A 24,587-nucleotide genomic window follows, 5' to 3' on the forward strand; every position below is an offset into this window, starting at 1 on the left:
ATCCCGGGTCCACGACGGTGCCGGCCAGCGGCCGGCACTACCGGGCGTCGGCCGGCAGGAACACCGCGACGCACAGGCCGCCCTCGCGGCGGTTCTGCAGCGAAATGCGGCCGCCATGTGCCTCGACGATCTCGCGGGTAAGCGCCAGCCCCAGCCCGGTGCCGTTGCGCTTGGTCGAATAGAACGGCATCAACGCATTCTGCAGCACCGCCTCGTTCATGCCCTTGCCGCGATCCAGGACTTCCAGCCGCAACCACTGCGGCAGCCGGGTCAGGCGGACCTCGACATCGTCGTTGGGTGGTTCGGCTTCACTGCAGGCTTCATGCGCATTCTTGAGCAGGTTCAGCAGCGCCTGCCCCAGCTGGGCGATGTCCACGCGGCTGTGCAGGTCGTCGGGCACCTCGGCCATGCGGAACGGGATCTGGTGCTGCAGCCCGCCCAGGAACAGGTTCCACTGCACGGTCTGCAGCTGCGGCTGCGGCAGTTTGGCGAAGCGTGCGTAGCCGCGGATGAACCCTTCCAGGTGCCGCGCGCGCTCTTCGATCGTGCCGAACACTTCTTCCAGCCGCTCGGTCTTGCCGCGCCGGACCAGCTCGCCACCGGAGTGGGCGAGCGAGGCGATCGGGGCCAGCGAATTGTTCAACTCGTGGCTGATCACGCGGATCACCTTCTTCCAGGTCTGCACTTCCTGGCGGCGCAGTTCGGCGGTCAGCAGGCGGATCAGCAGCAGGTCGTGCGGGCGGCCGTTGAGGTGGAAGTTGCGCCGTGACAGATGGTAGATCTGCTCATCGTCTTCGTCGCGCTCATCGTCGCTGTCCTGGCCCTCGCCGCGGACCGCGAACAGGCTGTCGCCGCCACGGGCGATGGCGTCGCGCAGCTCGATCGGCATCGTCGCCATGACATCATGCATGCGCTGGCCTTCCAGCTTCCAGCCGCTGTGCAGCAGCTTGCGCGCGGCCAGGTTGGAGAACACCACGCGCTGCACGCCGTCGCCCCCGTGGGTGAGCAGGAGCATGGACACCGGCGTGTTCTGCACCATGGTGTCCAGCAGCAGTTCGCGCTGGACCAGGTCCTGGCGCTGTGCGCGCAGCACATCGCCGAGTTCGCGGTGGGCCTGGACCAGGTCGCCGAGTTCGTCGTTGGAGGGCCAGTAGATGCCGAAGTTGTATTCGCCATCGCGGTAGCTGCTGGTCGTGCCGGACAGCGCGCGCAGCAGCGAGCGGATCGGTGCGGTCGCGCGGCTCAGGCTCCACCACATCAGGCCCATCAGCACCACGGTCGAGATCGTGGTGACCGCCCAGCCATGGTCCAGCCAGTACGCCAGATACCACGGGAAGGCGGCCGCCAATGCCAGCACCGGCAGCAGGCGCAGGAACAGCCGGAAGGTGAACGAGCGCCGCTTCATTCGCGTGGAATGCCGTAGCGGTCCATGCGCCGGTACAGCGCCTGGCGGCTGAGCCCGAGTTCGGCAGCGGTCTGGGCGATGATGCCGTGGTTGTGGGCCAGCGCGGTTTCGATCCGGCTGCGGTCCGGGTCCACCGTCGGGCTCGCCGCGCGCGGGGCAGCCGCACGCGGCAGGTTGAGGTCACCGGCCTCGATGCGGGGGCCGCTGGCCAGCAGTTCGGCGCGCTGCAGCACGTTGCGCAGTTCGCGCACGTTGCCCGGCCAGGGATGCCGCTGCAGGGCGGTGGCGGCGGCGGTGGACAGCGGCTTGCCGCTGCCCAGGAAACGTTCGGCCAGGGGCAGGATGTCACCGGGGCGTTCGGCCAGTGGCGGCAGGGCCAGCTCGACGGTATTGAGGCGGTAGAACAGATCTTCGCGGAACTGGCCGTCGCGGATCATCGCCGGCAGGTCGGCATTGGTCGCACTGATCACGCGGACTTTGACCTGGCGCTCGCGGTTGGAGCCCAGCCGCTCGAATCGCCCGGTCTCGAGCACGCGCAGCAGTTTCATCTGCCCGCTGGAGGAAAGGTTGCCGATCTCGTCCAGGAACAGGGTGCCGCCGTCGGCGGCTTCAAATTTGCCTTCGCGTGCCTTGTTGGAGCCGGTGTAGGCGCCGGCCTCGGCACCGAACAGCTCGGCCTCGATCAGCTCGGCCGGAATCGCGCCGCAGTTGAGCGCGACGAACGGGCCCTTGGCGACCAGCGAATTGGCCTGGATGATCTCGGCGATCTTCTCCTTGCCCGCGCCGTTCGGGCCGGTGATCAGCACCGGCAGTGCCGAGCGCGCCACCTGGCAGGCCAGGCTGACCACGCGCTCGCTGGCCGGGTCGGCCACCACCGCACCGCGCAGATCGTACCGGGCCTCCAGCGCCGAGCGATCGCGCTGTTCGCGGTCGCGGCGGCGGTCGAGTTCGCGGCGGGTCTCGGACAGTTCCAGCAGGTTGTTGACCGTGACCAGCAGCTTGCGGTCGTCCCAGGGCTTGGCCAGGTAGTCCGCCGCGCCGGCCTTGACCAGATCCACCGCGCTGCTCAGGTGGGTCCAGGCGGTCAGCAGGATCACCGGCAGGTCCGGATGGCGTGCGCGGATCTGCTGGAACAGCGCCTCGCCTTCCTCGCCCGACGTGGTGTCTTCGGTGAAGTTCATGTCCTGGATCACCAGGTCCACCGGCTGCTGCTCCAGCAGGGCCAACCCCTGTTCGGGGGAAAGCGCGTGCAGGGTGTCGATGTCGTGCAGCGAGAACAGCACGTTCAGTGCGGTGCCGACGCTGGCGTTGTCGTCAATGATCAGGATCGAGGGCATGCGGCAACGAAGGACCGGAAGTGGGTTCAAGAGTACCGGAGCGCCGGGCCAACGGGCAGATGGCCCGGCGCGGCTGGCCTCAGCCGCCGGTGCCGGGCGCCTGCGGAATCGGCGGGGTCGGTACCGCCAGCACCTCGCTCCAGGCGGCGGTATCGACATCGACGGTCACCTGGTTGCCCTTGCGCAGCACGGTGACCGGAACCCGGGTGGCCTTGTTGCCGACCAGCGCATGGGTGAGGTCGGCCATGCGCCGTACGGGCTGGCCATCCACGCGCAGGATCCGATCGCCGCTGCGCACGCCGAAGTAGCTGCTCGGCTCGGTGGTCGTGACGCGCACGATGCCATCCTGGGCATCCACCACCAGATAGTGGCCGGCGTCACGCCACTCCAGGCGTGCGGTATCGGTCTGGGTGGCGGCCAGCGCAGGTGCGCTGGCCAGCAGGAGGGACAACAACAGGGTCGTGATGCTGGTCTTGGTCTTGGTCATGTGTTTGCTCTGGGGATGGGTCTGGTGCATTTCAGGCACTCCGGGTGGCAACGGCAGGGGGAACGGCCGCGGCGCGACGGGCCGGGCCGAAGACAGCGATCTGGCCGAGCAGCCACAGCAGCACCGCACCGATCGGCAGGTAACTGATGGGCATGCGCGGCAGCTCGTAGTTGTTCATCAGCCACAGGTTGATCGTGTAGGCCATCAACATGCCCAGCACGATGCCGACCGTGGCCAGCAGGAAGTTCTCGGTCTGGAAGTACCGCAGGATCTGGCTGCGGGTCGCGCCCAGCGCACGGCGGATGCCGATCTGCTTGGTGCGCTGCTGCACCCAGAAGCTGGCCAGGCCGACGATGCCCAGTGCGGTCACCACCAGCAGGGCCACACACACGGTGATCAGCAGGCCGACCATGGCGCGGTCATTGGCGAAGTACTTCCTGCGCTGCTCCTCGTAGGTGTACTTGCCGTGCACCAAGCGGCTTGAATCCACCCGCTCCAATGCCGCCACCGCGGACTTGAGCACTTCGTCGCGCCGGCTCGGATCGGTGACCCGGATCAGGTAGAAGCCCTCGTCATAGGTAGTGCGCAGTGGCAGGACCATCGAGAACTGTGAATCGCCTTCGCGAGCGGTCGGGCGGGCGAGTACCTTGACGATGCCGATGATGCGCAGCGGCATGGAGCCGCTATAGATCGTCTTGCCCAGTGCATCGCCGCCGGGGAACATCTTGTCCGCAATCGCCTGGGTAACGATGACGGCCGAGCCCTCGTCCGCGGCTGCTTCGTCATTCTTGACGACTTCCAGGTCCCGGTACTCATCGGGCTGGAAATCACGACCGGCGATCAGCTCCACGCCCAACGTATCCAGTGCGCCTTCGCGGCCGAAATACTGCGAAGCGCTGAGCGTCGGGCGCTCCTGGTCGGGAACCAGGCCCACGCTCGTATTCCAGGAACTGTTGCGGAACGGGATCTGGTTCAGGGTGACCGCACTCTTGACGCCCGGCAACGCCTGCAGCGCGGCAAGGTCCTCGCGGGTGCGCGCCACGGCGTTGACCTGTGGACCGATGCCGCCCAGGCGGACTTCGATCAGTTCGGTCTCGGCGATGCCGCTGGGCTGGTTGATCTTCTCGATGCGCTGCCCGATCAGGAACAGCGCATTGCAGACGATGGCGCAGGTCAGGGCGATCTCGAGCACGATCAGCGATGCGGCGGTTTTATGCCGGCGGAGCGTGGAGAGGATGGGACGGATATCCATGGTGTGCTCCGGATCCTTACTGCGATTTGAGTTGGATGGCGGGCGCGACCTGCATGGCGCGCAGCGCCGGCAGGAAACCGGCCAGCAGGCTGGCGACCAGGGTCAACGCGAAGGTCATCAGCAGCATCTGCCCATCCAGGGTGGCGAGCTTGGCGTAGTCCACCGGTTGCTGGCGCACCGCGTACAGCCCGAGCAGTGCCAGCAGCAGGCCCAGCAGGCCGCCGGCCAGACCGACGGTGCCGGCCTCGATCAGCGACTGCAGGAAGATCTGGCCGCGGCTGGCACCCAGCGCCCGGCGCACGCCGATCTCACCGCTGCGACGCAGGAACTTGGCCAGCAGCAGACCGACCGTATTGATCAGGCAGACCAGCAGGAAGCCCATTGCCAACCACAACTGCAGACGCACGTCGCCGGGGACGACCTTTTTGAAATCCAGCCATTCCATGACGTTGCGCAGCCGTACGTTGTTGGGGCGTTCGAAACGACCGGCGGCGCGCTGCTGGTCGGAGTAGTTCTCAAGATAGCGACGGTACTCCGCGGCCTGGCCGGGGTTTTCCAGCTCCACCCAGTACTGGATCCAGGTGCAGCTGGCGTTGGGACCGGTCGGGTCGGTCTCGTTGCGGCGCCCGAAGCAGTCGATGCTGCCGTTGCGGTCGAACTTCAGCTCGATCGCCGTGGAGAAGGGCAGGTAGACGTCTTCGCTGTCGCCGTAGCGGCCGGTATACAGGTCATAGAAGTGCGGGTTGGGATGCCAGTCACCCAGCACGCCCACGACGGTCATCGTGTTGCCGTTGAGGCGGACCGACTTGCCGACGCTGTTGGCGCCCTGGAACAGCTTCTGGTTGAGCGTGCTGGAAATCACCGCGACCCGACCGCGCCCGTCGTCATCGGTTTCCTTCCAGCCCTGGCCATAGAGGAACGGCGTGTCGAACATCGGGAAGAAATCGCTCGAGGTATACCGCGCATCGGTGTTGAACGGACGCAGCGTGCTGCCCTCGGGCTCGAGGGTCACACCGCCACCGGTCATCATCGCCTGCCGCTTGGCATGCTTCTCGCGCAGCAGTTTCTCAGCATCGAAGCGGGTCAACTGGTCGGCCGGTTCTTCGCCAGGCTGATAGCCCAGCGCTGACTGTGGATCGACCAGCACGCTGAACAGCCGGTCGCTCTTCTGCGGGATCGGATCACCGGACAGCACATGGAATACGGTCAGCGTGGTCATCGAGGCGCCGATGCCCAGCGCGATGGCGATCACCATCAGCGCGGTCAGCACCTTGTTGCGCCGGAAGCTGCGCAGGGCCAGTCGGAAGTAGTAAGCGATCATGGCCGGCCTCAGTCGTTGGCGATGGCAGCGGCAACCGCGGGGCGCGGCGTGGCGAGCACCGGGTCGCGCAGCAGGTCGGTGACCTGGCCATCGACGATGTGCACGTTGCGCTTGGCGCGGGCGGCCAGTTCCGGATCGTGGGTCACCATCACGATCGTGGTGCCCTTGGCATTGATTTCTTCCAGCAGCTCCATCACGCCGCGGGCCATCTGGCTGTCCAGGTTGCCGGTCGGTTCATCGGCCAGCAGCAGGCGCGGGCTGCCGGCCAGCGCACGCGCGATCGCGGCGCGCTGCTGCTGGCCGCCCGAGAGTTCGGCCGGGTAGTGCTTCATGCGCGAGCCCAGGCCGACCTGGGCCAGCGCGTGCTCGATGCGCTCCTTGCGCTCGGCCGCGGGCATGCCGCGGTAGCGCAGCGGCACATCGACGTTGTCGAACAGGTTGAGATCGGAGATCAGGTTGAAGCCCTGGAAGATGAAGCCGATCTTCTGGTTGCGCAGGCGGCTGCGCGCATCATCGCCGAGCTGGCTGACATCCTGGCCGTCGAGCAGGTAGGTGCCGCTGGTGAAGGTCTCCAGCAGGCCGGCGATGTTGAGGAAGGTGGTCTTGCCCGAACCGGACGGACCGGTCACGGCAACGAACTCGCCTTCGCGGACGTGCAGGTCCAGCGACCGCAGGGCATGGGTTTCCACCTGTTCGGTGCGGAAGACTTTGGCGACCGAGCGCATTTCAAGCATGGCTGTTTCCTTTGAGGGTCGAGAAGATCGAAAGGGACTGAATCAGTTGATGGAGACGCGCTCGGCATCGCCGAACAGATCGCTGCCGGACACCACGACGCGGTCGCCGGGCTGCAGGCCAGAGAGGATTTCCACTTCACCCAGGCTGCTCACGCCGAGCTTGACCGGGCGACGGACGGCATGGCTGCCATCCATGACATAGGCGTAGCCGTTGCCCTGTTCGACAAACGGGCCACGTTCGATCTTGAGTGCGTTGCGGCGGGTATCGAGCAGCACGCGCGCCTGCATCCGCTGGCTCTGACGCAGGCCCTGCGGCTGCTTGTCGGCGAAGCGGATGCGGGCATTGACCTCGCCGGCGACTACTTCCGGGGAGACGGCGGAAATCTCGCCGGCGAACTGGCCGCTGCCACCGGTCAGCTGCGCAGGCATGCCGATCGTCAGCTCGCGGGCGAAGCTCTCCGGCACCTTGATCTCGATCTCGAAGCGCGACAGATCGACCACGCCCAGGATCGGCGCATTGGCGACCACGTTGGTGTGCTGGGTCGCCTGCACCTGGCCGACCTGGCCATCGAAGGGCGCACGCAGCGTGAGCGCGTCGACCTGGCGCTCCACTTCGGTCACCACCGCGCGCTGGCGATCAGCCAGCAGGCGCTTGTTGCGCGCATCCAGATCGGCGCCCTGGGCCTTGAGCATGGCGTCCTTGCGGGCGTGCTCGAGCTGGATGTCGCTCTTCTTGACGGTGTCCTCGGCCTTGGCCACGTCCACCTGCGGCACCGCGCCACCATCGAAGCCGCGCTTGTAACGTTCCAGGTCACGCACCGCGGCCTGGCGTTCGATCACGGCCTGGTCGGTGTCCTTCTGCGCGGTGGCGCGCGCCAGGGTCGCATCCAGAGTCGCGCGGCTTGCCTCGGCCTGCAGGCCGGCCAGCGTGGCCTGTTCCTGGGCCAGCTTGCTGCGCAGTTCGGGGCTGTCGATCACGGCCAGTTCCTGGCCCTGCTTGACCACATCACCGGCCACGACCTTCAGGTTCACGTTGCCGGCGGAGATCGCATACAGCACCGGGTTGTTGGCGGCGATCACGCGGCCGTCGGCGGCGATGTCGCGCACCATGTCGCCTCGGGTGACCTCGGCGATGCGGACACGGGCGCTGTCGTAGGAGCGGCTGGCCCCCAGCCAGGCACGGGCGGCGAAGCCGATCGCCACCAGCACGACCAGCGCGGCGACCGCCGGCCACAGCAAGCGCTTCCACGGGGCGGGCGCGGCGTGCGAAGAAAGGGTCTGGTCCTGGGCGGAAGTGTCGCGGATCATCGGGCTCGTTCGCGGTTGGGTTGTGGAGTACCAAGCAGACTCCGTGCCAACTTTTAGCCCTTTGGAAACAACAGCTTGCAAAAAGCGGCCGGTGTCCATGTGTCCGCGGACACCTGACCGGACACTTTCGTTAAGCCGACAGCGCCCAAGCCGCCGGGGCCGCCACGCTAGAATGCGAGGCTTACCAGCAGGGATCTGAATCTATGTGCGGCATTGTGGGAGCGATCGCCCATCGCGACGTGGTACCGGTACTCATCGAAGGATTGAAGCGACTGGAATACCGGGGCTACGATTCCTCCGGCATCGCTGTGATCGATACCACCGCCGCCGAACCCGATGTCCGACGTGTGCGCCGTACCGGCCGGGTGGCGGAGATGGAGAAGGCTGCCGCGAGCGAAGGCTTCCAGTCGCTGCTCGGCATCGGCCACACCCGCTGGGCGACCCACGGGGGCGTGACCGAGGCCAATGCACACCCGCACATCAGTCACGGTGTGGCGCTGGTGCACAACGGCATCATCGAGAACCATGAAGAGCAGCGCGAGAAGCTGCGCGCGCTGGGCTACACCTTCGAGTCGCAGACCGACACCGAAGTGATCGCGCACCTGATGCACCATCACCTCAAGGAAGGCGACAGCCTGCTGTCGGCGCTGCAGCGCACGGTCAAGGAACTGACCGGCGCCTATGCGCTGGCGGTGATGAGCCGTGCCGAGCCGGACCATTTCGTCTGCGCCCGCATGGGGTGTCCGCTGCTGGTGGGCGTAGGCGAAGGCGAGAACTTCGTGGCCTCCGATGTCTCGGCGATCATCCAGGCCACCCGCAAGGTGATCTTCCTGGAAGAAGGCGACACGGCCGACATCCGCCGCGACAGCGTGCAGGTCTACGACGAGCACAACCAGCCGATCGTGCGCGATGTGCATCTGTCCGATGTGTCGCTGGCCTCGCTGGAACTGGGCCCGTACCGCCACTTCATGCAGAAGGAAATCCACGAGCAGCCGCGTGCGCTGGGTGACACCATCGAAGCGGCGATCGATGCCGGTGGCTTCCCGGCCACGCTGTTCGGCAAGAACGCCGAGGCCGTGCTGTCGGGCATCGAAGGCGTGCAGATCCTCGCCTGCGGTACCAGCTACTACGCCGGCCTGACCGCGCGTTACTGGATTGAATCCATTGCCGGCCTGCCGTGCAGCGTGGAGATCGCCAGCGAGTACCGTTACCGCGCTGCCTACGCAAACCCGAAGCACCTGATCGTCACCATCTCCCAGTCCGGCGAAACGCTGGATACGATGGAAGCACTCAAGTACGCCAAGTCGCTCGGCCACCTGCACACGCTCTCGATCTGCAACGTGCCCGAGAGCGCGATTCCGCGCGCCAGCGAACTGGTCTGCTACACCCGCGCCGGTGCCGAGATCGGCGTTGCCTCGACCAAGGCGTTCACCACCCAGCTGGCTGCCTTGTTCCAGCTCACCATGGTCCTGGGCAAGCTGCACGGCCGCATCGATGCCGCGCAGGAAGCGGACTACCTGGAACAGCTGCGTTTCCTGCCCGGCAGCGTGCAGCACGCGCTGAACCTGGAGCCGCAGATCGCGGCCTGGGCCGAGCGCTTCGCACGCAAGGCCAACGCCCTGTTCCTGGGCCGGGGCCTGCATTACCCGATCGCACTGGAAGGCGCGCTCAAGCTCAAGGAGATCTCGTACATCCACGCCGAGGCCTATCCGGCCGGCGAGCTGAAGCATGGCCCGCTGGCGCTGGTGGATGAGGACATGCCGGTGGTGGTGATCGCGCCGAACGACAGCCTGCTGGAGAAGGTCAAATCCAACATGCAGGAAGTGCGTGCACGCGGCGGTGAGCTGTTCGTGTTCGCCGACCAGGACAGCAACTTCGTCGCGTCCGAAGGCGTGCATGTGATCCGCACCCCGCGCCACGCCGGTGTGCTCAGCCCGATCGTGCACACCCTGCCGGTGCAGCTGCTGGCATACCACACCGCACTGGCTCGCGGGACAGACGTGGACAAGCCGCGCAACCTGGCCAAGAGCGTGACGGTGGAATAAACGCGCGCGTCGCGTTGTGGATGTGGAGAAGGGGGCCGCGCGGCCCCCTTTTTTGTGGGTGTCAGGTAACCGTGTTCGTCGGTTGCGCCGCGCGGTGGCTCTACCGGCGGCAGGGGGGCGTGGAACTTTAGTGGTGGGCCGCGGCGGCATTCAGCGACGGTTTTACTGGCGGTGCCATTCTCGGGGTCGTCCACTGCTTTCCACGACGAACCGTCCCAGATTTGCAAACTTTTGGCCCAGGGTGCGGTCGTAGAATCGAGTGACCGAGGACTGCGTGGCATCGCCACCGACCTCGCTGCAATCAGGCGCATCTCTCGACTTCAGTAACCTGTAACAGGAAACAAGAATGAACGTCCGCGAACTCCTGCAATCCAAGAAAGAAGCCATCGTCACCATCGATGTGGAAGACACCATCGGTGCCGCCGCGCACAAAATGAGCGCGCACAAGATCGCCGCCCTGGTGGTCATGAAGGACGATGCGCCGGTAAGGATCGTGTCCGAGAAGGACATCGTGCGCAGCCTTGCGGAAGATGGTCCCCAGGCCGGCCGACGCGTCATTTCCAGCCTGCCGTCGGCAGGGCTGGAAGGCATCGGCCCGGATGCGACGCTCAAGCAGGCGATGGCGCTGATGACGTATTCCCGCCATCGTCACCTGATGGTGACCGAGGGCGCCACGCTGGTCGGCATCCTGAGCCTGGGCGACATCGTCAAGAACCTGCTCAGTGAACTCGAGCTGGAAAAAGCGGTGCTGCAGGACATCTACATGGCAGCGCACTGACGCTGCCTGGTCCGTACTGACGGGCATTGCCGGCCGCTGGCTGGCAACCCCGGACGAGGTCAGCGTAGGCGTTTGACCTCGACAAGCTGCTGGAGGTCGCCCTTCAGCAGCTGATAGGCCCCATCGCGCGCTGCATCACCGGTTTGCCGCAACACCCACGACGGATGCACCGTCGCGAAGGCGCGCGTGCCGTCATCCAGTACGTGCCAGCGTCCGTGGTTCGCCATCAGGTTGAAGCCGGCACCGAACACCGCCGTCGCCGCGGTAGCACCGAGGCAGACGATCACCTGCGGTCGCACGTTTTCGATCTCCCCCATCAGCCACGGCCGGCAGGCGTTGACGTGGGTGATCTGCGGTTTGCTGTGGATGCGCCGCTTGCCGCGCCGTTCAAAGCGGAAGTGCTTGACCGCATTGGTCATGTACAGCGCGCTGCGCTCGATCCCCAGCTCGCGCAGCGCACGGTCGAGCAGCTGTCCTGCCGGGCCGACGAACGGGTGCCCGCTGAGGTCCTCGCTGTCGCCGGGTTGCTCACCCACCAGCATGATCGATGCGTCGGCCGGGCCCTCACCGAACACGGTCTGCGTGGCCGGTTCCCACAGGGGGCAGCGGCGACACGCCGACGCGGCGTCGCGCAGGGTATCGAGCGTGGCCGGTGCAGCCTTCGCGACGACCGGCAAGCCCGAGGCGGGTTGGGGGATGCGGCGACGCGGTGCCTGCGCTTCGCGGTCGTGCATCTCCTGCACGCGATCGCCGGCGTCCCGCACCAGCTGCGGCAGCAACGCGGCCTCCGGCAGGTGCTTCCAGTATTTGGCCGGCATCTCCTGCTGCATCATCCGGGTATTCAGCCGCGCCGGATTGAAGATGTTGGCGTAATAGGTGCGCCACAGTTCTTCGCGGGCATCATCGACAGGCGCATCGCTTTGGCGGCCGCCGGGACCGAACGACAGCGCCTGTCCATCCCAGTGTGCGCTGCGCCCCGGCGTGAGGATCGCCCAGCGCATCCCGGCGAAGCGGCGTGCGAAGAAGGGTGCCACGCGGTCGACGATATGGTGCTCGGGCTCGAACCAGGCGATGAACGCATCGTCTTCGCCCGGCACCTCGCGGAAGCGTACGAACGCCTTCATCTTGTGCGTGTCGCGGCGCACCGCCTGGCTCAGTGTCATGGCCCGCAGCACGTCCGCATCGGCCGGGTTGGAGAGCAGGCTGCGCTCGCCGTGGGTGATGCGCCAGAGCATGCGGTACAGCAGTGGCATCCGCTGTGGATCGCGATGGCACAGGCAGGTGGCGGCCAGCTCGATGAAGGCCTTGGACACGTGGATCGGTGCCTCGGCCGAGACCACGGAATCATCATCGAGCGCCGGCAATGACGGCGCATCCAGCAGCGAAATGTCCTCGCCCTGCAGCCAGTCCAGCTGATCCGGCGCAACGGCGTGGCGCAAGGCCAACCGCGCAGCCGTGCGCCACGCCTCCAGCGACCACACCGGGTCGACCCGCACGCTCCAGCGCGCCATCTCAGTGCGCGGCCGTGTCGGGGAACAGCGAGCCTTGCTGTGGCGGAGGGGCCAGCCGGGCACGCAACGCCGCCGGGTCGTCGAGTGCGCGGTGCGGGTGATGGTCGGCCAACTGCACGAACGGCAGCAGCTTGCTCATCGGTGCGCGCAGGCGCGCCACATCGGCCACGCGCAGCCGACCATGACGGCGTGCCATCAGCACCCGCTTGACGTTGCGCACGCCCAGCCCGGGTACGCGCAGCAGCAGCTCCTTGGGGGCGAGGTTGAGATCCACCGGGAAACGTTCGGGATGGCGGATCGCCCAGGCCATCTTCGGGTCGATATCCAGATCGAGCATCCCGCCCTGGGTGGTGCTGGTGATCTCGTCCACGCCGTAACCATAGAAGCGCAGCAGCCAGTCTGCCTGGTAGAGACGGTGCTCGCGGGCCAGCGGCGGCGCCTGGAGGGGCAGGGCCTTGCTGGCATCGGGGATGGGACTGAACGCGGAGTAGTAGACCCGGCGCATCCGGTAGTTGCCATACAGATTGTCGGCCGCGCCGAGGATCTGCTGGTCGCTGGCACCGTCCGCACCGACGATCATCTGCGTGCTATGGCCGGCCGGCGCGAAACGCGGCGCGCGCGCGCGGCGGCCGCGTGCCGAAGGCGCGGGCACGGGAGCCGATGCTGCGCCGGCCACTGGCTGGGCCTTGCCTGCTTCCTTGGCTTCTTCGATGCGCCAGCGCAGCTCACCCATCGCCCCGCGGATCGAGGGCAGTGATTTCTCCGGCGCGAAGCTGGCCAGCCCGGCCTCGGTCGGCAGCTCGATGTTGATCGAGAGCCGGTCCGCATGTCGCCCGGCGAGCGCGAGCAGTTCGGGCGAGGCTTCCGGAATCGTCTTGAGGTGGATGTAGCCGCTGAAGCGGCGTTCCTCGCGCAGTACGCGCGCGACCTCCACCATCTGCTCCATGGTGTAGTCGGCGTTGCGGATGATGCCGCTGGAGAGAAACAGCCCTTCGATGTAGTTGCGCTTGTAGAAATCCATCGTCAGCGCGACCACTTCCTCCACGCTGAAACGCGCACGCTGCACATTGCTCGAGACACGGTTGACGCAGTACGCGCAGTCGTAGATGCAGAAGTTGGTCAGCAGGATCTTCAGCAGCGACACGCACCGGCCGTCGGGCGTATAGCTGTGGCAGATCCCCATTCCCTCGGTGCTGCCGATGCCGCCCGAGGCACGCGAGTCGCGCTTGCCTGCACCGCTGGAGGCGCAGGACGCATCGTATTTCGCGGCATCGGCAAGGATGGCCAGTTTGCGGATCGTCTCCATGGAAAGACCGTAGCGGGGCACGATCTCATCCAGTGAGACGCTTCAATGCATCCCTGAAGAATTCAGCTTCCGGCTCAGCCTTGGAAGCTAACCTTCACCGAATCCGCGCTGTAGTCGGCCGGCCCATGGAACACCACTTCGATGTTGTTGCCATCCGGATCCAGGACGAAGGCGGCGTAATACCCCGGATGGTAGGGGCGTTCGCCGGGCGCGCCGTTGTCCTTGCCACCGTTGGCCAGCGCCGCGTGGTGGAAGGCCTCCACGGTGGCGCGGTCGCGGGCCTGGAAGGCAAGATGATGGCGGCCGGTCAGCTGGCCGAGGGCGGCCTCGCTGTCCGGTGTGGAAATGAACAGCTCATCGGCCCAGAAATACGTGTCGCCCTCGCCGGCGATCGGGATGCCGATCGCGTCGAACACGGCCTGGTAGAAGCGGCGGCTGGACGCCAGGTCCCTGACCACCAGTTGCAGGTGATCGATCAGGCGGCCGCGGTGAAGTTCCATCGTTTCCATACCTGCTCCACAGAGGGTGGGATGGGACGCAGATATACCACCGGACACAGCGTTGCGCAGGGCGGTGCCGGCGGCGGCCCTTCCGCCGGCCCGCGCAGTGACCTACGCTGCGTGCTGGCGCCATGAACGCGCAGGCGGAGGAGGCACGATGCTGTGGATGGTGATGATGGCCCAGGCGGTCGCCGGCGACGCGGGCTACCCACAGGTGCATGCCTGGGCGCAACGTGATGAGGGCAGCCTCGAACCGGCGGCGTACACGGCGATGGTGGACAGCATGAGCGCGGTTGGGGGTGCCGCCTTCACGCGCTGCATGCCGACTCCCGCGCCGCAGACGCTGGCCGCGTTCACCGTGGTGTTGCAGCTGGATGCGCAGGGCAGGGTGGTGCGCACGTGGCGCGAGGGCGAGGAGGCGGTCGCACGCTGCGTGGACGCAGGCTTCGCCGGGAAAACCCTGTTCGTGCCACCGAAGGCGCCGTTCTATGCGGCGTTCGAGTTCCAGGTCGAGCCGTAGCACCGGCAACGCACCGACCGGTGCCGGTGCGTTGCGCCGCCGCAGGGATCAGGCGATCGGCGTGTTGGAGATGATCTCCACCCAGTAGCCGTCCGGGTCCTTGATGAAGGCCAGGTGCTTCATGCGGCCGTCTTCCAGGCGCTTCTGGTAAGGCACCTGCAGCTCATCGAAGCGCTTGCAGGCGGCCTGGATGTCCGGCACGGACACGCAGATGTGGCCGAAGCCACGCGGGTCGGCATTGCCGTTGTGATAGACCGGGCCGTCCTGGTTTTCGGTGCCATGGTTGTGGGTCAGCTCGAGCACGCCGGGGATGCCGGCCATCCACACGCGGCGGGCATCGTCACCCTCGGGAATCTGCGTGCCGGCAGGCAGCAGGGCGAGGAAATACAGGCTGAATTCGGCCTCGGGGAAGTGGCGCAGGTCGATCAGGCGGAAGCCCAGCACGCGGGTGTAGAAATCCAGCGAGGCCGTGGCGTCCTTGACGCGCAGCATGGTGTGGTTGAACACGAACCCGGCGGTCTCGCCGGGCGTGGTGGCGGCAACGCCGGGAGAGTTCTGGAGGGCGGCAAGGCTCATGGGGATTCCTGGGGGGCAGGGCCGCATCAGCGCGGCGGACCCCTCATTTTACCGGTCCCGGCCGGGCCACGTGACAGGTAGAATGGTGTGTCTTCCTGACCAGCGTTCATCCATGTCCCAGCGTGAATGGGTGGCTGCGGCCATCCGCAAGATCGACGCCGATTTCAACCGTTCGGCCGATACCCACCTGATTCCGATGGACCTGCCCGGGTTCGAGGGCATCGACCTGTATTTCAAGGACGAGTCCAGCCACCCGACCGGCAGCCTCAAACATCGCCTGGCACGCTCGCTGTTCCTGTATGCACTGGCCAATGGCTGGCTGCGTGAGGGGCGCCCGGTGATCGAGGCCTCCAGCGGCTCCACGGCTGTGTCCGAGGCGTATTTCGCGCGGCTGCTGGGCCTGCCGTTCATTGCGGTGATGCCGGCCACCACCTCCCCGGAAAAAATCGCGGCGATCGAGTTCCACGGGGGCCGCTGCCATCTGGTGGAGCGCGCCTGCGACCTGAACGCCGATTCGGAAACGCTGGCCCGCGAAACCGGCGGCCATTTCATGGACCAGTTCACGTACGCCGAGCGCGCGACCGACTGGCGTGCCAACAACAACATCGCCGAATCAATCTTCAAGCAGATGGCCGAGGAGCCGCATCCGGTACCCGAGTGGATCGTGTGCAGCCCGGGCACCGGCGGCACGGCGGCCACGCTGGGCCGCTACGTGAGCTACCGCCGCCATGACACGCGCATCCTGTGCGCGGACCCGGAAATCTCCGTGTTCTATGATGGCTACTGCGCTGCGCTGGCAGGGCAGCCCTGGCGTGAGCTGACCTGCAGCGGCGGTTCGCGGGTGGAAGGCATCGGCCGGCCGCGGGTGGAATCGAGCTTCATTCCGACCAGCGTCGATGCGATGGTCAAAGTGCCCGATGCGCTGAGCCTGGCCGCGATGCGCCACGTCAGCCGCCAACTGGGGCGCCGTGTGGGCGGCTCCACCGGCACCAACTTCATCGGCGTGCTGCAGGCCGCGCAGCTGATGCGCGATGCGGGCCGCAGCGGCTCGATCGTGACCATCCTGTGTGACAGCGGTGACCGCTACGCACACAGCTACTACAACCCGGAGTGGTACCCGAAACAGGCCATCGACGTGGACGGCGCCGATGCGGTGCTTGCGGCCGCGGTGGCGGGCAAGGGGCTGCCGGTGCTGCCGTGCGTCTCGCTGGAAGCGCTGTACTGAGCGGGGCGCCCGGGCGGGCGTGAACCGGGCCCATCGGCGTACCCCGGGGGCTTGTGTGGGGTGGGGGGCAATGCCATATCGTGGGGCGATGCCGCTGCAGCGGCCCCGTTGTCTGGAGATGCCTGTGACCCCCACCAATCCTCTGCTCGATTTTTCCGGCCTGCCGCGTTTCGATGCGATCCAGCCCGAGCACATCGCCCCGGCAATCGATGCCCTGCTGGCCGACGCCGAAGCCGCGGTGAAAACCGCCGAAACGGTCTCCCCGGTCACCTGGGCGAGCTTCGCCGAGCCGCTGGATGACGCCACCGAGCGCCTGTGGCGCGCGTGGGGCCAGGTGGGCCACCTGCAGGCCGTGGTCAACACCCCGGCGCTGCGCGAGGCCTACAACGCCAACCTGCCCAAGGTGACGCGCTTCGGCAGCGCGCTGGGCCAGAACCTGGCGCTCTACCAGCAGTACCGTGCCCTGGCCGACGCGCCCGAAGCGGCGCAGTACGACGCGGCACGCCGCAAAGTGCTGGAGAACGCGCTGCGCGATTTCCGCCTGGGCGGTGCTGAACTCGATGACGCCGGCAAGGCGCGGTACAGCGCGATCCGCGAGGAGCTGTCCGCGCTGTCGGCGACGTTCTCGCAGAACGTGCTCGATGCGACCGATGCCTGGTCGCTGCACGTGCAGGACCCCGCCGAGCTCGCCGGCCTGCCGGACGATGTGATCGCCGCGGCCCGCGCTGCCGCGGAGAAGGAGGGCCTGGCCGGCTGGAAGCTGACCCTGCAGATGCCGTGCTACATCCCGGTGCAGACCTACGCCGAACATCGCCCGCTGCGCGAAGCGCTGTACCGCGCCAATGCGATCCGCGCGTCTGAATTCGGCGATGCCACGCTGGACAACAGCGGCAACATCGATCGCGTACTGGCGCTGCGCGCGGAGCTGGCCACGCTGCTGGGCTTTGCCAACTACGCCGAGTACTCGATCGCCACCAAGATGGCCGAGGATGCGCCGCAGGTACTGGGCTTCCTGCGTGATCTTGCCGCGCGTGCCAAGCCGTACGCGCAGCGCGACCGTGCCGAGCTGGAGGCCTTCGCGCGCGACGAGCTGGGCATGGCCGCGCTGGAGGCGTGGGACCTGGCGTTTGCCGCGGAGAAACTGAAACAGGCGCGTTACAGCTATTCCGAGCAGGACGTGAAGCAGTACTTCACCGAGCCGAAGGTGCTGGACGGCCTGTTCAGTGTGATCCGCAGCCTGTATGGCCTGGCGGTGCAGCCGGACAGCGCGCCGGTGTGGCATCCGGATGTGCGCTTCTTCCGCGTGGTCGATGCGCAGGGCGCGCTGGTCGGCCAGTTCTATCTGGATCTGTACGCGCGCGAAGGCAAGCGCGGTGGCGCGTGGATGGACGATTGCCGCAACCGCCGCGAGACCGCCGCCGGCGTGCAGACGCCGCTGGTGTACCTGGTCTGCAACTTCGGCAAGGGTGCACAAGGGCAGCCGGCCACCTTCAGCCACAGCGATGTGACCACGCTGTTCCATGAGATGGGGCACGGCCTGCATCAGTTGTTGACCCGCATCGGTGAGCTGGGCGTGGCCGGCATCAACGGCGTGGAGTGGGACGCGGTGGAACTGCCGAGCCAGTTCATGGAGAACTTCTGCTGGGAATGGGACCGCGTGCAGGCGATGACCGCACACGTGGCCACCGGTGAGCCGCTGCCGCGTGCGCTGTTCGACCGCATGCTGGCCGCACGCAATTTCCAGAGCGGCATGTTCACCGTGCGCCAGCTGGAATTCGCGCTGTTCGACATGCAGTTGCACAGCGAGTTCGATCCGACCCAGGACAGCGTGCAGGCGCTGTTGGAACGCGTCCGCGATGAAGTGGCCGTCAACCGGCCGCCGGCGTGGAATCGCTTCCCCAACCAGTTCAGCCACATTTTTGCCGGTGGCTATGCGGCCGGCTACTACAGCTACAAATGGGCCGAGGTGCTCAGCGCCGATGCCTACGCCGCGTTCGAGGAGGCCCCGGACAAAGTGACCGAGACCGGCCAGCGCTTCCGCGATGAAGTGCTCTCACGGGGCGGCAGCCGCAGTGCGGCCGAGAACTTCGCCGCCTTCCGTGGCCGCGCGCCGACAGTGGACGCGCTGCTGCGGCATAACGGGATGGTGTGACCCCGGCACTACCCGGCAGCGGGATCGTGTGTGCTACCGCGGCACGTTGATCACTCCGCGTAGATCATCTTCCGGCTCATGCCGCCGTCGACGATGTGGTCCTGGCCGGTGATGAAGCCGGCCAGGTCCGAGAGCAGGAAGACCGCCAACGCGCCGATGTCCGGCGGCTGGCCAACGCGGCCGACCGGGTGCTGCGCATGATCGCGACGGGACAGTTTGGGCGTGCGTCGCCGTGAGGGCGCCTGCCAGGCATCGGTGGTGATCCAGCCGGGGCTGATGCTGTTGACCCGCACGGCCGACCCTTCGCTCAACGCCAATGCATGGGTGAAGGCGACCAGCCCGCCCTTGGCCGCGGCGTAGGCTTCACTGTCCGGTTCGGACTGCCAGGCACGCGTGGAGGCGATGTTGATGATCGCCCCGGCATGCTCGCGCAGGGCGGGCAGGGCATGCTTGCTGCACAGGAAGGCGCCATGCAGGCTGGAGAGGCGGCGTTGCCACTCGGCCAGCGGCATCTGGGCCAGGGGCGTGCCATGCGCACTGGCGATGCCGGCATTGTTGACCAGGCCATCCATGCGCCCGAAGCGCTTCAGCGTCGCCTTCATCAGCGCCTGCACGCTGCGTTCGCTGGCCACGTCCGCGCGTTGGAACGCCGCGCGCTCCGGCAATGCCCATTCCTTCAGGCAGGCCTTGCCGGCATCGGCATCCAGGTCGGCGATCATCACGCTGCCGCCCGCGCCGAGCACCGATTGCGCGATGCCGCGCCCCACGCCCTGCGCACCCCCGGTGATCACCACCACGCGGTCGCGCAGCGGCTGTGCCGGCCAGTCGAGGAGGGTCGGGGTCAGTGACACGGCGGCATCTCGTTGCGGCCCAGCAGGCGCGTCCAGCCTTCGATGCCGAGTTTGTCCAGCGTCTCGATGTTGCGCTCCACGATCACGTCCGGATCCGGGAAGGCCGCGACCGCGCGCTCGACGCTGTCTTCGCGCAGCAGGTGCAGAGTCGGGTAGGGCGCGCGGTTGGTGTAATTGCTCACGTCATCCGGGGCCACGCCGGCGAACTGGTACTGCGGATGGAAGCTGGCCACCTGCAGGATGCCCTGCAGATCCAGTGCCTCGATCGCTGCATCGGCGTTGTCGAGGAAGTCGTTGTACTCCAGGAAATCGGTCAGCACGTCCGGGTGCACGATCAGGGTGGTGTCGATCTGCTCGGCGGGCGTGTCGCGCAGCAGGATCAGCTCTTCGGCCAGTTCCTCGACCAGCGCCTCCGGCGTGGTCGCATCGCTGAGCACGAACCGCACCTGGTCCTTGACGTACACCGCCTTGGCGAACGGGCACAGGTTCAGGCCGATCACGATCTGCTCCAGCCATTTCCGGGTCTCGGCAATGGGGTCGCGGGTGGCAGTGAGGAAGGCATCGTTCATGGCGGGCGGGGTCGCTGGCGGGGCCGTTGATTGTACGGCGCGGCGGTGAAGTGGACGCCCGATCGGCTCCACTGTCCATTAACTGGACACCGGTCATGCTGGAAATTCCTTATCCGGCAATCACTTGCAGTGATCCTTCCAGCGGCCAATAGGCAGTGGCCGGCTGCGGGTATCCAATGGCCGCGTACACGACGCAAGGAGTTCTCAGTGATGGCAACACATGCATTCCTGCCGACGGCCACGTGGTCCGGCAAGCTGTTCGATGGCCAGTGGGCCGCGGGTGCCGGCACCCAGCACGTGGTCGAGCCGGCGACCGGCGAGCGCCTGGGCGAGATCGCGATGGCCGACCCGGCACAGATCGCGCGCGCCGCCGCCACCGCCGCCAAGGCGCAGCGCGACTGGGCCAGCGCCCCGTATGACACCCGCGCGCAGGTGCTGCGCCGCGCGGCGCAGTTGGCCGAAGAACACAACGACGAGATCGTGCAGTGGCTGGTCCGCGAAAGCGGCTCCACCCAGCTCAAGGCCGGTTTCGAGGCCAAGGTGAACACCAAGGCGCTGCATGAGGCCGCGGCACTGCCCTCGCGCAGCATCGGCGAGGTGCTGCCGTCCGAACCGGGCCGTTTGAATCTGGCGCGCCGCCGCCCACTCGGCGTGGTCGGCGTGATCTCGCCGTTCAACTTCCCGCTGTACCTGGCCATGCGTGCGGTGGCCCCGGCGCTGGCGCTGGGCAACGCGGTGGTGCTCAAGCCCGATCCGCGCACCGCCGTGTGCGGTGGCTTCGTGATCGCGCGCCTGTTCGAACTGGCCGGGCTGCCGGCAGGCCTGCTGCACGTGCTGCCGGGCGATGGCGCCGCCGGTGCGGCGCTGACCAGTGACCCGAACATCGCGATGATCCAGTTCACCGGCTCCACCGGCGCGGGGCGCAAGGTCGGCGAAGCGGCCGGCAAGCACCTGAAGAAGGTATCGCTGGAACTGGGCGGCAAGAACTCGCTGATCGTGCTCGACGATGCCGACATGGACCTGGCCATCGCCAACACCGCGTGGGGCGTCTACCTGCACCAGGGCCAGATCTGCATGGCCACCGGCCGCGTGCTGGTCCAGCGCAGCATCCATGCGCGGTTCCTGGAAAAGCTGGTGGCCAAGGCCAAGTCGCTCAAGGTCGGCAATCCGGCCGATGGGGAGGTGGCGATCGGGCCGCTGATCAACGCCCAGCAGCGTGACCATGCCGCGCGCATCGTTGCCGAAGCGCAGGCGGCTGGTGCCACGCTCGCGACCGGCGGTGGGTACAAGGACCTGTTCTTCGAACCGACCGTGCTCAGCGATGTGGGCCGCGACAACCCGGCCTTCCACGAAGAGATCTTCGCACCGGTCGCGGTGGTCGTGCCCTTCGATACCGATGATGAGGCGGTGGAGCTGGCCAACGACAGCGAGTACGGCCTGTCGATGGCGATCGTGTCGAGCAATGTCGGCCGCGCACTGAAGCTGGGCGAACGGTTGCGCACCGGCCTGCTGCACATCAACGACCAGACCGTGAACGATGAGGTGATCAATCCGTTCGGTGGCGTCGGCGCCTCCGGCAATGGCACCAGCATCGGTGGCCCGTCCAACATCGACGAGTTCACCCAGTGGCAGTGGATGACCGTCAAGGGCGAAGCGCCCGCCTACCCGATCTGATCCAGGAGACCCTCATGACCGCAACAGCAGAACTGCGCGACATCACCGTGGCCGTGGTGCGCGAAAAAGAACAGCCTTTCACGATCGAGAAGGCGCGCATCCGTGGGCCGCAGGACGATGAAGTGCTGGTGCGCGTAGTCGCCACCGGCCTGTGCCATACCGACCTGATCGTGCGCGACCAGTACTATCCCGTGCCGCTGCCGGCGGTGCTCGGCCATGAAGGTGCGGGCATCGTTGAAGCACTCGGCCCGGGCGTGAAAGACCTCAAGGTCGGTGACCATGTCGTGCTGACCTACGGCGCCTGCGGCCACTGCAATCCCTGCAGCGGCGGCCACGGCGCGTACTGCAAGGATTTCTTCGGCCTGAACTTCGGCGGCGGTGCACGGGACGGTTCCACCGCCATCCAGGATCCGGACGGCAAGCCGCTGCACGATCATTTCTTCGCACAGTCTTCGTTCGCCACCTACGCACTGAGCCGCGAAAACAACGCGATCAAGGTGCCTGACGATGCGCCGATCGAACTGCTCGGCCCGCTCGGCTGCGGCATCCAGACCGGTGCCGGTGCCGTGATCAACTCGCTCAAGGTCACCGCCGGCAGCAGCTTCGCCAGCTTCGGTGCCGGCGCGGTCGGCCTGAGCGCGGTGATGGCCGCGCGCGTGGCCGGTGCGACCACGATCATCGCCATCGATGTGGTGCCGTCGCGCCTGGAACTGGCCAAGGAACTCGGCGCCACCCATGTGATAAACAGCCGCGAGGTCGACGTCGTCGACGCCGTGCGCGAGATCACCGGCGGCGGGGCGAACTTCGCCCTGGAATCCACCGGGCGCCCGGACGTGCTGGCCCAGGGCATCGAGGCGCTTGGGGGGCTGGGCGTGATCGGCGTGGTGGGTGCTCCGAAGCTGGGCACCAAGGCCGAGTTCGACGTCAACAACCTGCTGCTGGGCGGGCGCAGCATCCGCGGCATCGTTGAAGGCGACAGCGTGCCGAAGGTGTTCATCCCGCAGCTGGTGCAGCTGTACCAGCAGGGCCGCTTCCCGTTCGACAAACTGGTGAAGTTCTACCCGCTGGACCAGATCAACCAGGCCGCCGAGGACAGCACCCGCGGCGTGACCCTCAAGCCGATCCTGACCATCGGCGGGTGAAACGCTCCGTCGCAGGCATGCGTGCCTGCGACGACGCAGCAGTCAGCTTTGCCGGAGTAGCCTGTCGGTCCGAGGTGGAGATCGACCGATGGCCGCGATGGTTCTGGAACAGCAGCAGGTATTGGCCGCCGCCCGTCAGCGCTTTGCCGAGGGCGGCGCGCTGATGGACAGCGTGGTCAGCCCGCCGGTACTGCGCTCCTGGGAGCGTTCGCGCCAGGCCGGCGTACAGCCGCGGCAGGCGCCGTACTACGCGCCCCTTGCCGCGGGCGCCACCCGCCTGGACGACCCGGCCGACCGCCGCCTCGCACGCTGTGTGCGCGAGGACATGGACCATCTCTGGGCCGCCTTCGGTGGCCGCCAATGGACCCTGTTCTGCGTCAACGCCGACGGCCTGGTCGTCGCCCAGCGCGAACATGGCCTGGCCGACGTGCCGGTGCTGCGCCCGATCCAGATCGGCCGCCGCCTGCGCGAGATCGACATCGGCACCACGGCACCGGCCTGCAGCCTGGCCGAAGACGCGCCCGCGCTTGTACGCGGCAACGAACACTACCTGGATCGCTTCGCCACCGTGTTCTGCCTGAGCGTGCCGCTGCACGGGCTGGATGGCGAAGTGCTGGGGGCCCTGGACATCACCGGCACCGGCGAGCGCGATGCCGAGCTGCTGCACGGCTACTTCCGCCAGGCCGCCCTTTCCGCCGAAAACCGGCTGATGCAGGACCACCGTCCCTGTCATCTGCTGGCCGTCCAGCACGACGCCCGCTGGCTGCACTCCCCCCTGCAGGGACTGTTGGCCATCGAAGAAGACGGACGCGTCCGCGCCGCCAACCGCGTGGCCCGCCGCCTGTTCGGACTCCCGCGCCGCGGGCCCTTGCCGATCCTCACCCTGCACGGCCTGTTTGCCGGCGCCAGCGCCCATCAGCGCCGCCGCCTCCTGCAGACCGGCCCGGCCCACCGGGTCCGCCTGGACGAAGACACGGCCGTGCATGTCCAGTACCTGCGCGGACCACTCGCACCGCATGCCAGCCGCAAGCTCGCCGCACAGCCCGTCAACGCCGCCAACGCCTCGCTGCGTGCGCAGAACACACAGCACGTCCGCGACGCCGTGGCCGCCCACCAGGGCAACGTCAGCGCCGCCGCGCGCCAGCTCGGCATCTCACGCACCACCCTGTACAAGCTGATTCGCGCGTAGTGACCCGCGCCCGGCGGTACACACGCCGGAAGCCGCATCTTTTCGATCTGCGCAACGAGGTTGCCGGCCAGCGGCCGGCACTACCGATGGGATATCGCCTGGTCGCCGGAAGCGGCGGGCACGACCGCTTTGCCCGCCCATCCGGCGACGCAGCACACCAGCAATGAATCGCCAGCGCTCTTCGCTACAGCCCTTCGGCCAAAATCAATCGCGGAAATTATCGAACTGCAGCGGAACCTCGAAGGTCTCCTTCCGCAGCAGCGCCATCGCATCCTGCAGATCATCGCGCTTCTTGCCCGTCACCCGCAGCTTGTCGCCATTGATCTGGCTGTCCACCTTCAACTTGGCCTCCTTGATCTTCGCCGCGATCTTCTTGGCCACCTTCTGCTCGATGCCCTGCTTGACCGTGATCTTCTGCCGCGCACCGGCCAGATTCGTCTCGATATCCCCGAACTCCAGGCCCGCCGCATCGATCTTCCGCGCGATCAAGCGCTGGCGCAGGATGTCCGTCATCTGCTGCAACTGGAAATCGCTCGGCGCGGACTGGTTGATCACGCCGTCCTCCAGCACGAACTTGGCGTCCACCCCCTTGAAATCGAAGCGCGTGGACAACTCGCGGTTGGCCTGATCGACCGCGTTGGTCAGCTCGTGGGTGTCGACTTCGGAAACAACGTCAAAAGAGGGCATCGGAAAACTCCAGCGGGT

At 67.0% G+C, this 24,587-nt stretch carries 22 protein-coding genes; 8 read left to right on the plus strand and 14 right to left on the minus strand.

All coding sequences use genetic code 11. The annotated features are described in order from the left end of the window. Positions 1-37 precede the first annotated feature (37 nt). From C0R07_RS15500 to C0R07_RS15530, 7 genes are all read right to left on the minus strand, one after another. Positions 38-1,405 (minus strand): sensor histidine kinase, encoded by a 1,368-nt coding sequence (locus tag C0R07_RS15500; protein WP_070471890.1) that lies wholly within the window; start codon positions 1,403-1,405, stop codon positions 38-40. Beyond that, the gene (locus C0R07_RS15505; RefSeq protein ID WP_102789370.1) at positions 1,402-2,742 is read right to left on the minus strand and encodes a sigma-54-dependent transcriptional regulator; all 1,341 of its coding nucleotides are present in this window, start codon (positions 2,740-2,742) and stop codon (positions 1,402-1,404) included. Before C0R07_RS15505 ends, C0R07_RS15500 begins: the two co-directional genes overlap by 4 nt. Before the next feature lie 79 nt (positions 2,743-2,821). Then, positions 2,822-3,229: a PDZ domain-containing protein gene (locus tag C0R07_RS15510; RefSeq protein ID WP_254427877.1), complete on the minus strand. Its 408-nt coding sequence runs from the start codon at positions 3,227-3,229 to the stop codon at positions 2,822-2,824. Between the two features lie 31 nt (positions 3,230-3,260). Continuing rightward, positions 3,261-4,481 carry an ABC transporter permease gene (locus C0R07_RS15515; RefSeq protein ID WP_070471891.1) on the minus strand — a complete coding sequence of 407 codons (1,221 nt, stop codon included), beginning with the start codon at positions 4,479-4,481 and terminating at the stop codon, positions 3,261-3,263. A gap of 16 nt (positions 4,482-4,497) precedes the next feature. After that, positions 4,498-5,802: an ABC transporter permease gene (locus tag C0R07_RS15520; protein ID WP_019183644.1), complete on the minus strand. Its 1,305-nt coding sequence runs from the start codon at positions 5,800-5,802 to the stop codon at positions 4,498-4,500. An 8-nt stretch (positions 5,803-5,810) separates the two neighbouring features. After that, positions 5,811-6,536, minus strand: coding sequence for an ABC transporter ATP-binding protein (locus C0R07_RS15525; RefSeq protein WP_019183645.1), 726 nt, complete (start codon positions 6,534-6,536; stop codon positions 5,811-5,813). Positions 6,537-6,578: 42 nt separating this feature from the next. Beyond that, complete coding sequence (locus C0R07_RS15530) at positions 6,579-7,844, minus strand: efflux RND transporter periplasmic adaptor subunit (protein ID WP_102789372.1); 1,266 nt, start codon at positions 7,842-7,844, stop codon at positions 6,579-6,581. A gap of 203 nt (positions 7,845-8,047) precedes the next feature. Between C0R07_RS15530 and glmS the strand changes: the two genes are divergently transcribed. After that, positions 8,048-9,889, plus strand: coding sequence for a glutamine--fructose-6-phosphate transaminase (isomerizing) (gene glmS / locus C0R07_RS15535; protein WP_019183647.1), 1,842 nt, complete (start codon positions 8,048-8,050; stop codon positions 9,887-9,889). 346 nt (positions 9,890-10,235) lie between these two features. Continuing rightward, entirely contained in the window at positions 10,236-10,667 is a 432-nt protein-coding gene (locus C0R07_RS15540) for a CBS domain-containing protein (protein WP_070425985.1), read from the plus strand. Positions 10,668-10,726: 59 nt separating this feature from the next. Here the strand turns inward: C0R07_RS15540 and C0R07_RS15545 are convergent, their stop codons facing one another. From C0R07_RS15545 to C0R07_RS15555, 3 genes are all read right to left on the minus strand, one after another. Then, positions 10,727-12,178: a UdgX family uracil-DNA binding protein gene (locus C0R07_RS15545; RefSeq protein ID WP_102789373.1), complete on the minus strand. Its 1,452-nt coding sequence runs from the start codon at positions 12,176-12,178 to the stop codon at positions 10,727-10,729. 1 nt (position 12,179) lies between these two features. Continuing rightward, the gene (locus C0R07_RS15550; RefSeq protein ID WP_102789374.1) at positions 12,180-13,484 is read right to left on the minus strand and encodes a putative DNA modification/repair radical SAM protein; all 1,305 of its coding nucleotides are present in this window, start codon (positions 13,482-13,484) and stop codon (positions 12,180-12,182) included. A 74-nt stretch (positions 13,485-13,558) separates the two neighbouring features. After that, complete coding sequence (locus C0R07_RS15555) at positions 13,559-13,993, minus strand: VOC family protein (protein WP_102789375.1); 435 nt, start codon at positions 13,991-13,993, stop codon at positions 13,559-13,561. Positions 13,994-14,141: 148 nt separating this feature from the next. Here C0R07_RS15555 and C0R07_RS15560 point away from each other — a divergent pair, with 148 nt between their 5' ends. Next, the gene (locus C0R07_RS15560) at positions 14,142-14,504 is read left to right on the plus strand and encodes a hypothetical protein (protein WP_102789376.1); all 363 of its coding nucleotides are present in this window, start codon (positions 14,142-14,144) and stop codon (positions 14,502-14,504) included. Positions 14,505-14,552: 48 nt separating this feature from the next. On the opposite strand, the gene gloA is transcribed toward C0R07_RS15560, so the two are convergent. After that, positions 14,553-15,080, minus strand: coding sequence for a lactoylglutathione lyase (gene gloA, locus C0R07_RS15565; RefSeq protein WP_102789377.1), 528 nt, complete (start codon positions 15,078-15,080; stop codon positions 14,553-14,555). A 112-nt stretch (positions 15,081-15,192) separates the two neighbouring features. Between gloA and C0R07_RS15570 the strand changes: the two genes are divergently transcribed. Together C0R07_RS15570 and C0R07_RS15575 are read left to right on the plus strand one after the other, a co-directional pair. Next, entirely contained in the window at positions 15,193-16,305 is a 1,113-nt protein-coding gene (locus C0R07_RS15570; RefSeq protein ID WP_019183654.1) for a PLP-dependent cysteine synthase family protein, read from the plus strand. A gap of 118 nt (positions 16,306-16,423) precedes the next feature. After that, positions 16,424-18,457: a M3 family metallopeptidase gene (locus C0R07_RS15575; RefSeq protein WP_070471900.1), complete on the plus strand. Its 2,034-nt coding sequence runs from the start codon at positions 16,424-16,426 to the stop codon at positions 18,455-18,457. 50 nt (positions 18,458-18,507) lie between these two features. Here the strand turns inward: C0R07_RS15575 and C0R07_RS15580 are convergent, their stop codons facing one another. Beyond that, positions 18,508-19,308: an SDR family oxidoreductase gene (locus C0R07_RS15580; protein WP_102789378.1), complete on the minus strand. Its 801-nt coding sequence runs from the start codon at positions 19,306-19,308 to the stop codon at positions 18,508-18,510. After that, positions 19,299-19,877 (minus strand): DUF1415 domain-containing protein, encoded by a 579-nt coding sequence (locus tag C0R07_RS15585; protein ID WP_026069847.1) that lies wholly within the window; start codon positions 19,875-19,877, stop codon positions 19,299-19,301. The genes C0R07_RS15580 and C0R07_RS15585 overlap by 10 nt, the downstream gene beginning before the upstream one ends. A 210-nt stretch (positions 19,878-20,087) precedes the next feature. Between C0R07_RS15585 and C0R07_RS15590 the strand changes: the two genes are divergently transcribed. The 3 genes from C0R07_RS15590 to C0R07_RS15600 all read left to right on the plus strand — a co-directional run bounded on the left by C0R07_RS15590 (position 20,088) and on the right by C0R07_RS15600 (position 23,882). Further along, positions 20,088-21,551, plus strand: coding sequence for a benzaldehyde dehydrogenase (locus C0R07_RS15590; RefSeq protein ID WP_174704362.1), 1,464 nt, complete (start codon positions 20,088-20,090; stop codon positions 21,549-21,551). A gap of 14 nt (positions 21,552-21,565) precedes the next feature. Beyond that, the gene (locus C0R07_RS15595; protein ID WP_102789380.1) at positions 21,566-22,693 is read left to right on the plus strand and encodes an NAD(P)-dependent alcohol dehydrogenase; all 1,128 of its coding nucleotides are present in this window, start codon (positions 21,566-21,568) and stop codon (positions 22,691-22,693) included. Between the two features lie 88 nt (positions 22,694-22,781). Continuing rightward, positions 22,782-23,882: a helix-turn-helix domain-containing protein gene (locus C0R07_RS15600; RefSeq protein ID WP_102789381.1), complete on the plus strand. Its 1,101-nt coding sequence runs from the start codon at positions 22,782-22,784 to the stop codon at positions 23,880-23,882. 204 nt (positions 23,883-24,086) lie between these two features. Here C0R07_RS15600 and C0R07_RS15605 read toward each other — a convergent pair whose 3' ends face one another. Further along, entirely contained in the window at positions 24,087-24,569 is a 483-nt protein-coding gene (locus tag C0R07_RS15605) for a YajQ family cyclic di-GMP-binding protein (protein WP_102789382.1), read from the minus strand. Positions 24,570-24,587: the final 18 nt, after the last annotated feature.

Origin of the sequence: Stenotrophomonas bentonitica (genome assembly GCF_002887735.1) — a bacterium.
Classification (GTDB): domain Bacteria; phylum Pseudomonadota; class Gammaproteobacteria; order Xanthomonadales; family Xanthomonadaceae; genus Stenotrophomonas; species Stenotrophomonas bentonitica_A.

Bases quoted from the DNA above. Each gene is read 5' to 3' on its own strand.
- C0R07_RS15500 (WP_070471890.1), bottom strand. From the start codon at position 1,405: ATGAAGCGGCGCTCGTTCACCTTCCGGCTGTTCCTGCGCCTGCTGCCG.
- C0R07_RS15505 (WP_102789370.1), bottom strand. From the start codon at position 2,742: ATGCCCTCGATCCTGATCATTGACGACAACGCCAGCGTCGGCACCGCA.
- C0R07_RS15510 (WP_254427877.1), bottom strand. From the start codon at position 3,229: ATGACCAAGACCAAGACCAGCATCACGACCCTGTTGTTGTCCCTCCTG.
- C0R07_RS15515 (WP_070471891.1), bottom strand. From the start codon at position 4,481: ATGGATATCCGTCCCATCCTCTCCACGCTCCGCCGGCATAAAACCGCC.
- C0R07_RS15520 (WP_019183644.1), bottom strand. From the start codon at position 5,802: ATGATCGCTTACTACTTCCGACTGGCCCTGCGCAGCTTCCGGCGCAAC.
- C0R07_RS15525 (WP_019183645.1), bottom strand. From the start codon at position 6,536: ATGCTTGAAATGCGCTCGGTCGCCAAAGTCTTCCGCACCGAACAGGTG.
- C0R07_RS15530 (WP_102789372.1), bottom strand. From the start codon at position 7,844: ATGATCCGCGACACTTCCGCCCAGGACCAGACCCTTTCTTCGCACGCC.
- glmS (WP_019183647.1), top strand. From the start codon at position 8,048: ATGTGCGGCATTGTGGGAGCGATCGCCCATCGCGACGTGGTACCGGTA.
- C0R07_RS15540 (WP_070425985.1), top strand. From the start codon at position 10,236: ATGAACGTCCGCGAACTCCTGCAATCCAAGAAAGAAGCCATCGTCACC.
- C0R07_RS15545 (WP_102789373.1), bottom strand. From the start codon at position 12,178: ATGGCGCGCTGGAGCGTGCGGGTCGACCCGGTGTGGTCGCTGGAGGCG.
- C0R07_RS15550 (WP_102789374.1), bottom strand. From the start codon at position 13,484: ATGGAGACGATCCGCAAACTGGCCATCCTTGCCGATGCCGCGAAATAC.
- C0R07_RS15555 (WP_102789375.1), bottom strand. From the start codon at position 13,993: ATGGAAACGATGGAACTTCACCGCGGCCGCCTGATCGATCACCTGCAA.
- C0R07_RS15560 (WP_102789376.1), top strand. From the start codon at position 14,142: ATGCTGTGGATGGTGATGATGGCCCAGGCGGTCGCCGGCGACGCGGGC.
- gloA (WP_102789377.1), bottom strand. From the start codon at position 15,080: ATGAGCCTTGCCGCCCTCCAGAACTCTCCCGGCGTTGCCGCCACCACG.
- C0R07_RS15570 (WP_019183654.1), top strand. From the start codon at position 15,193: ATGTCCCAGCGTGAATGGGTGGCTGCGGCCATCCGCAAGATCGACGCC.
- C0R07_RS15575 (WP_070471900.1), top strand. From the start codon at position 16,424: ATGCCTGTGACCCCCACCAATCCTCTGCTCGATTTTTCCGGCCTGCCG.
- C0R07_RS15585 (WP_026069847.1), bottom strand. From the start codon at position 19,877: ATGAACGATGCCTTCCTCACTGCCACCCGCGACCCCATTGCCGAGACC.
- C0R07_RS15590 (WP_174704362.1), top strand. From the start codon at position 20,088: ATGGCAACACATGCATTCCTGCCGACGGCCACGTGGTCCGGCAAGCTG.
- C0R07_RS15595 (WP_102789380.1), top strand. From the start codon at position 21,566: ATGACCGCAACAGCAGAACTGCGCGACATCACCGTGGCCGTGGTGCGC.
- C0R07_RS15600 (WP_102789381.1), top strand. From the start codon at position 22,782: ATGGCCGCGATGGTTCTGGAACAGCAGCAGGTATTGGCCGCCGCCCGT.
- C0R07_RS15605 (WP_102789382.1), bottom strand. From the start codon at position 24,569: ATGCCCTCTTTTGACGTTGTTTCCGAAGTCGACACCCACGAGCTGACC.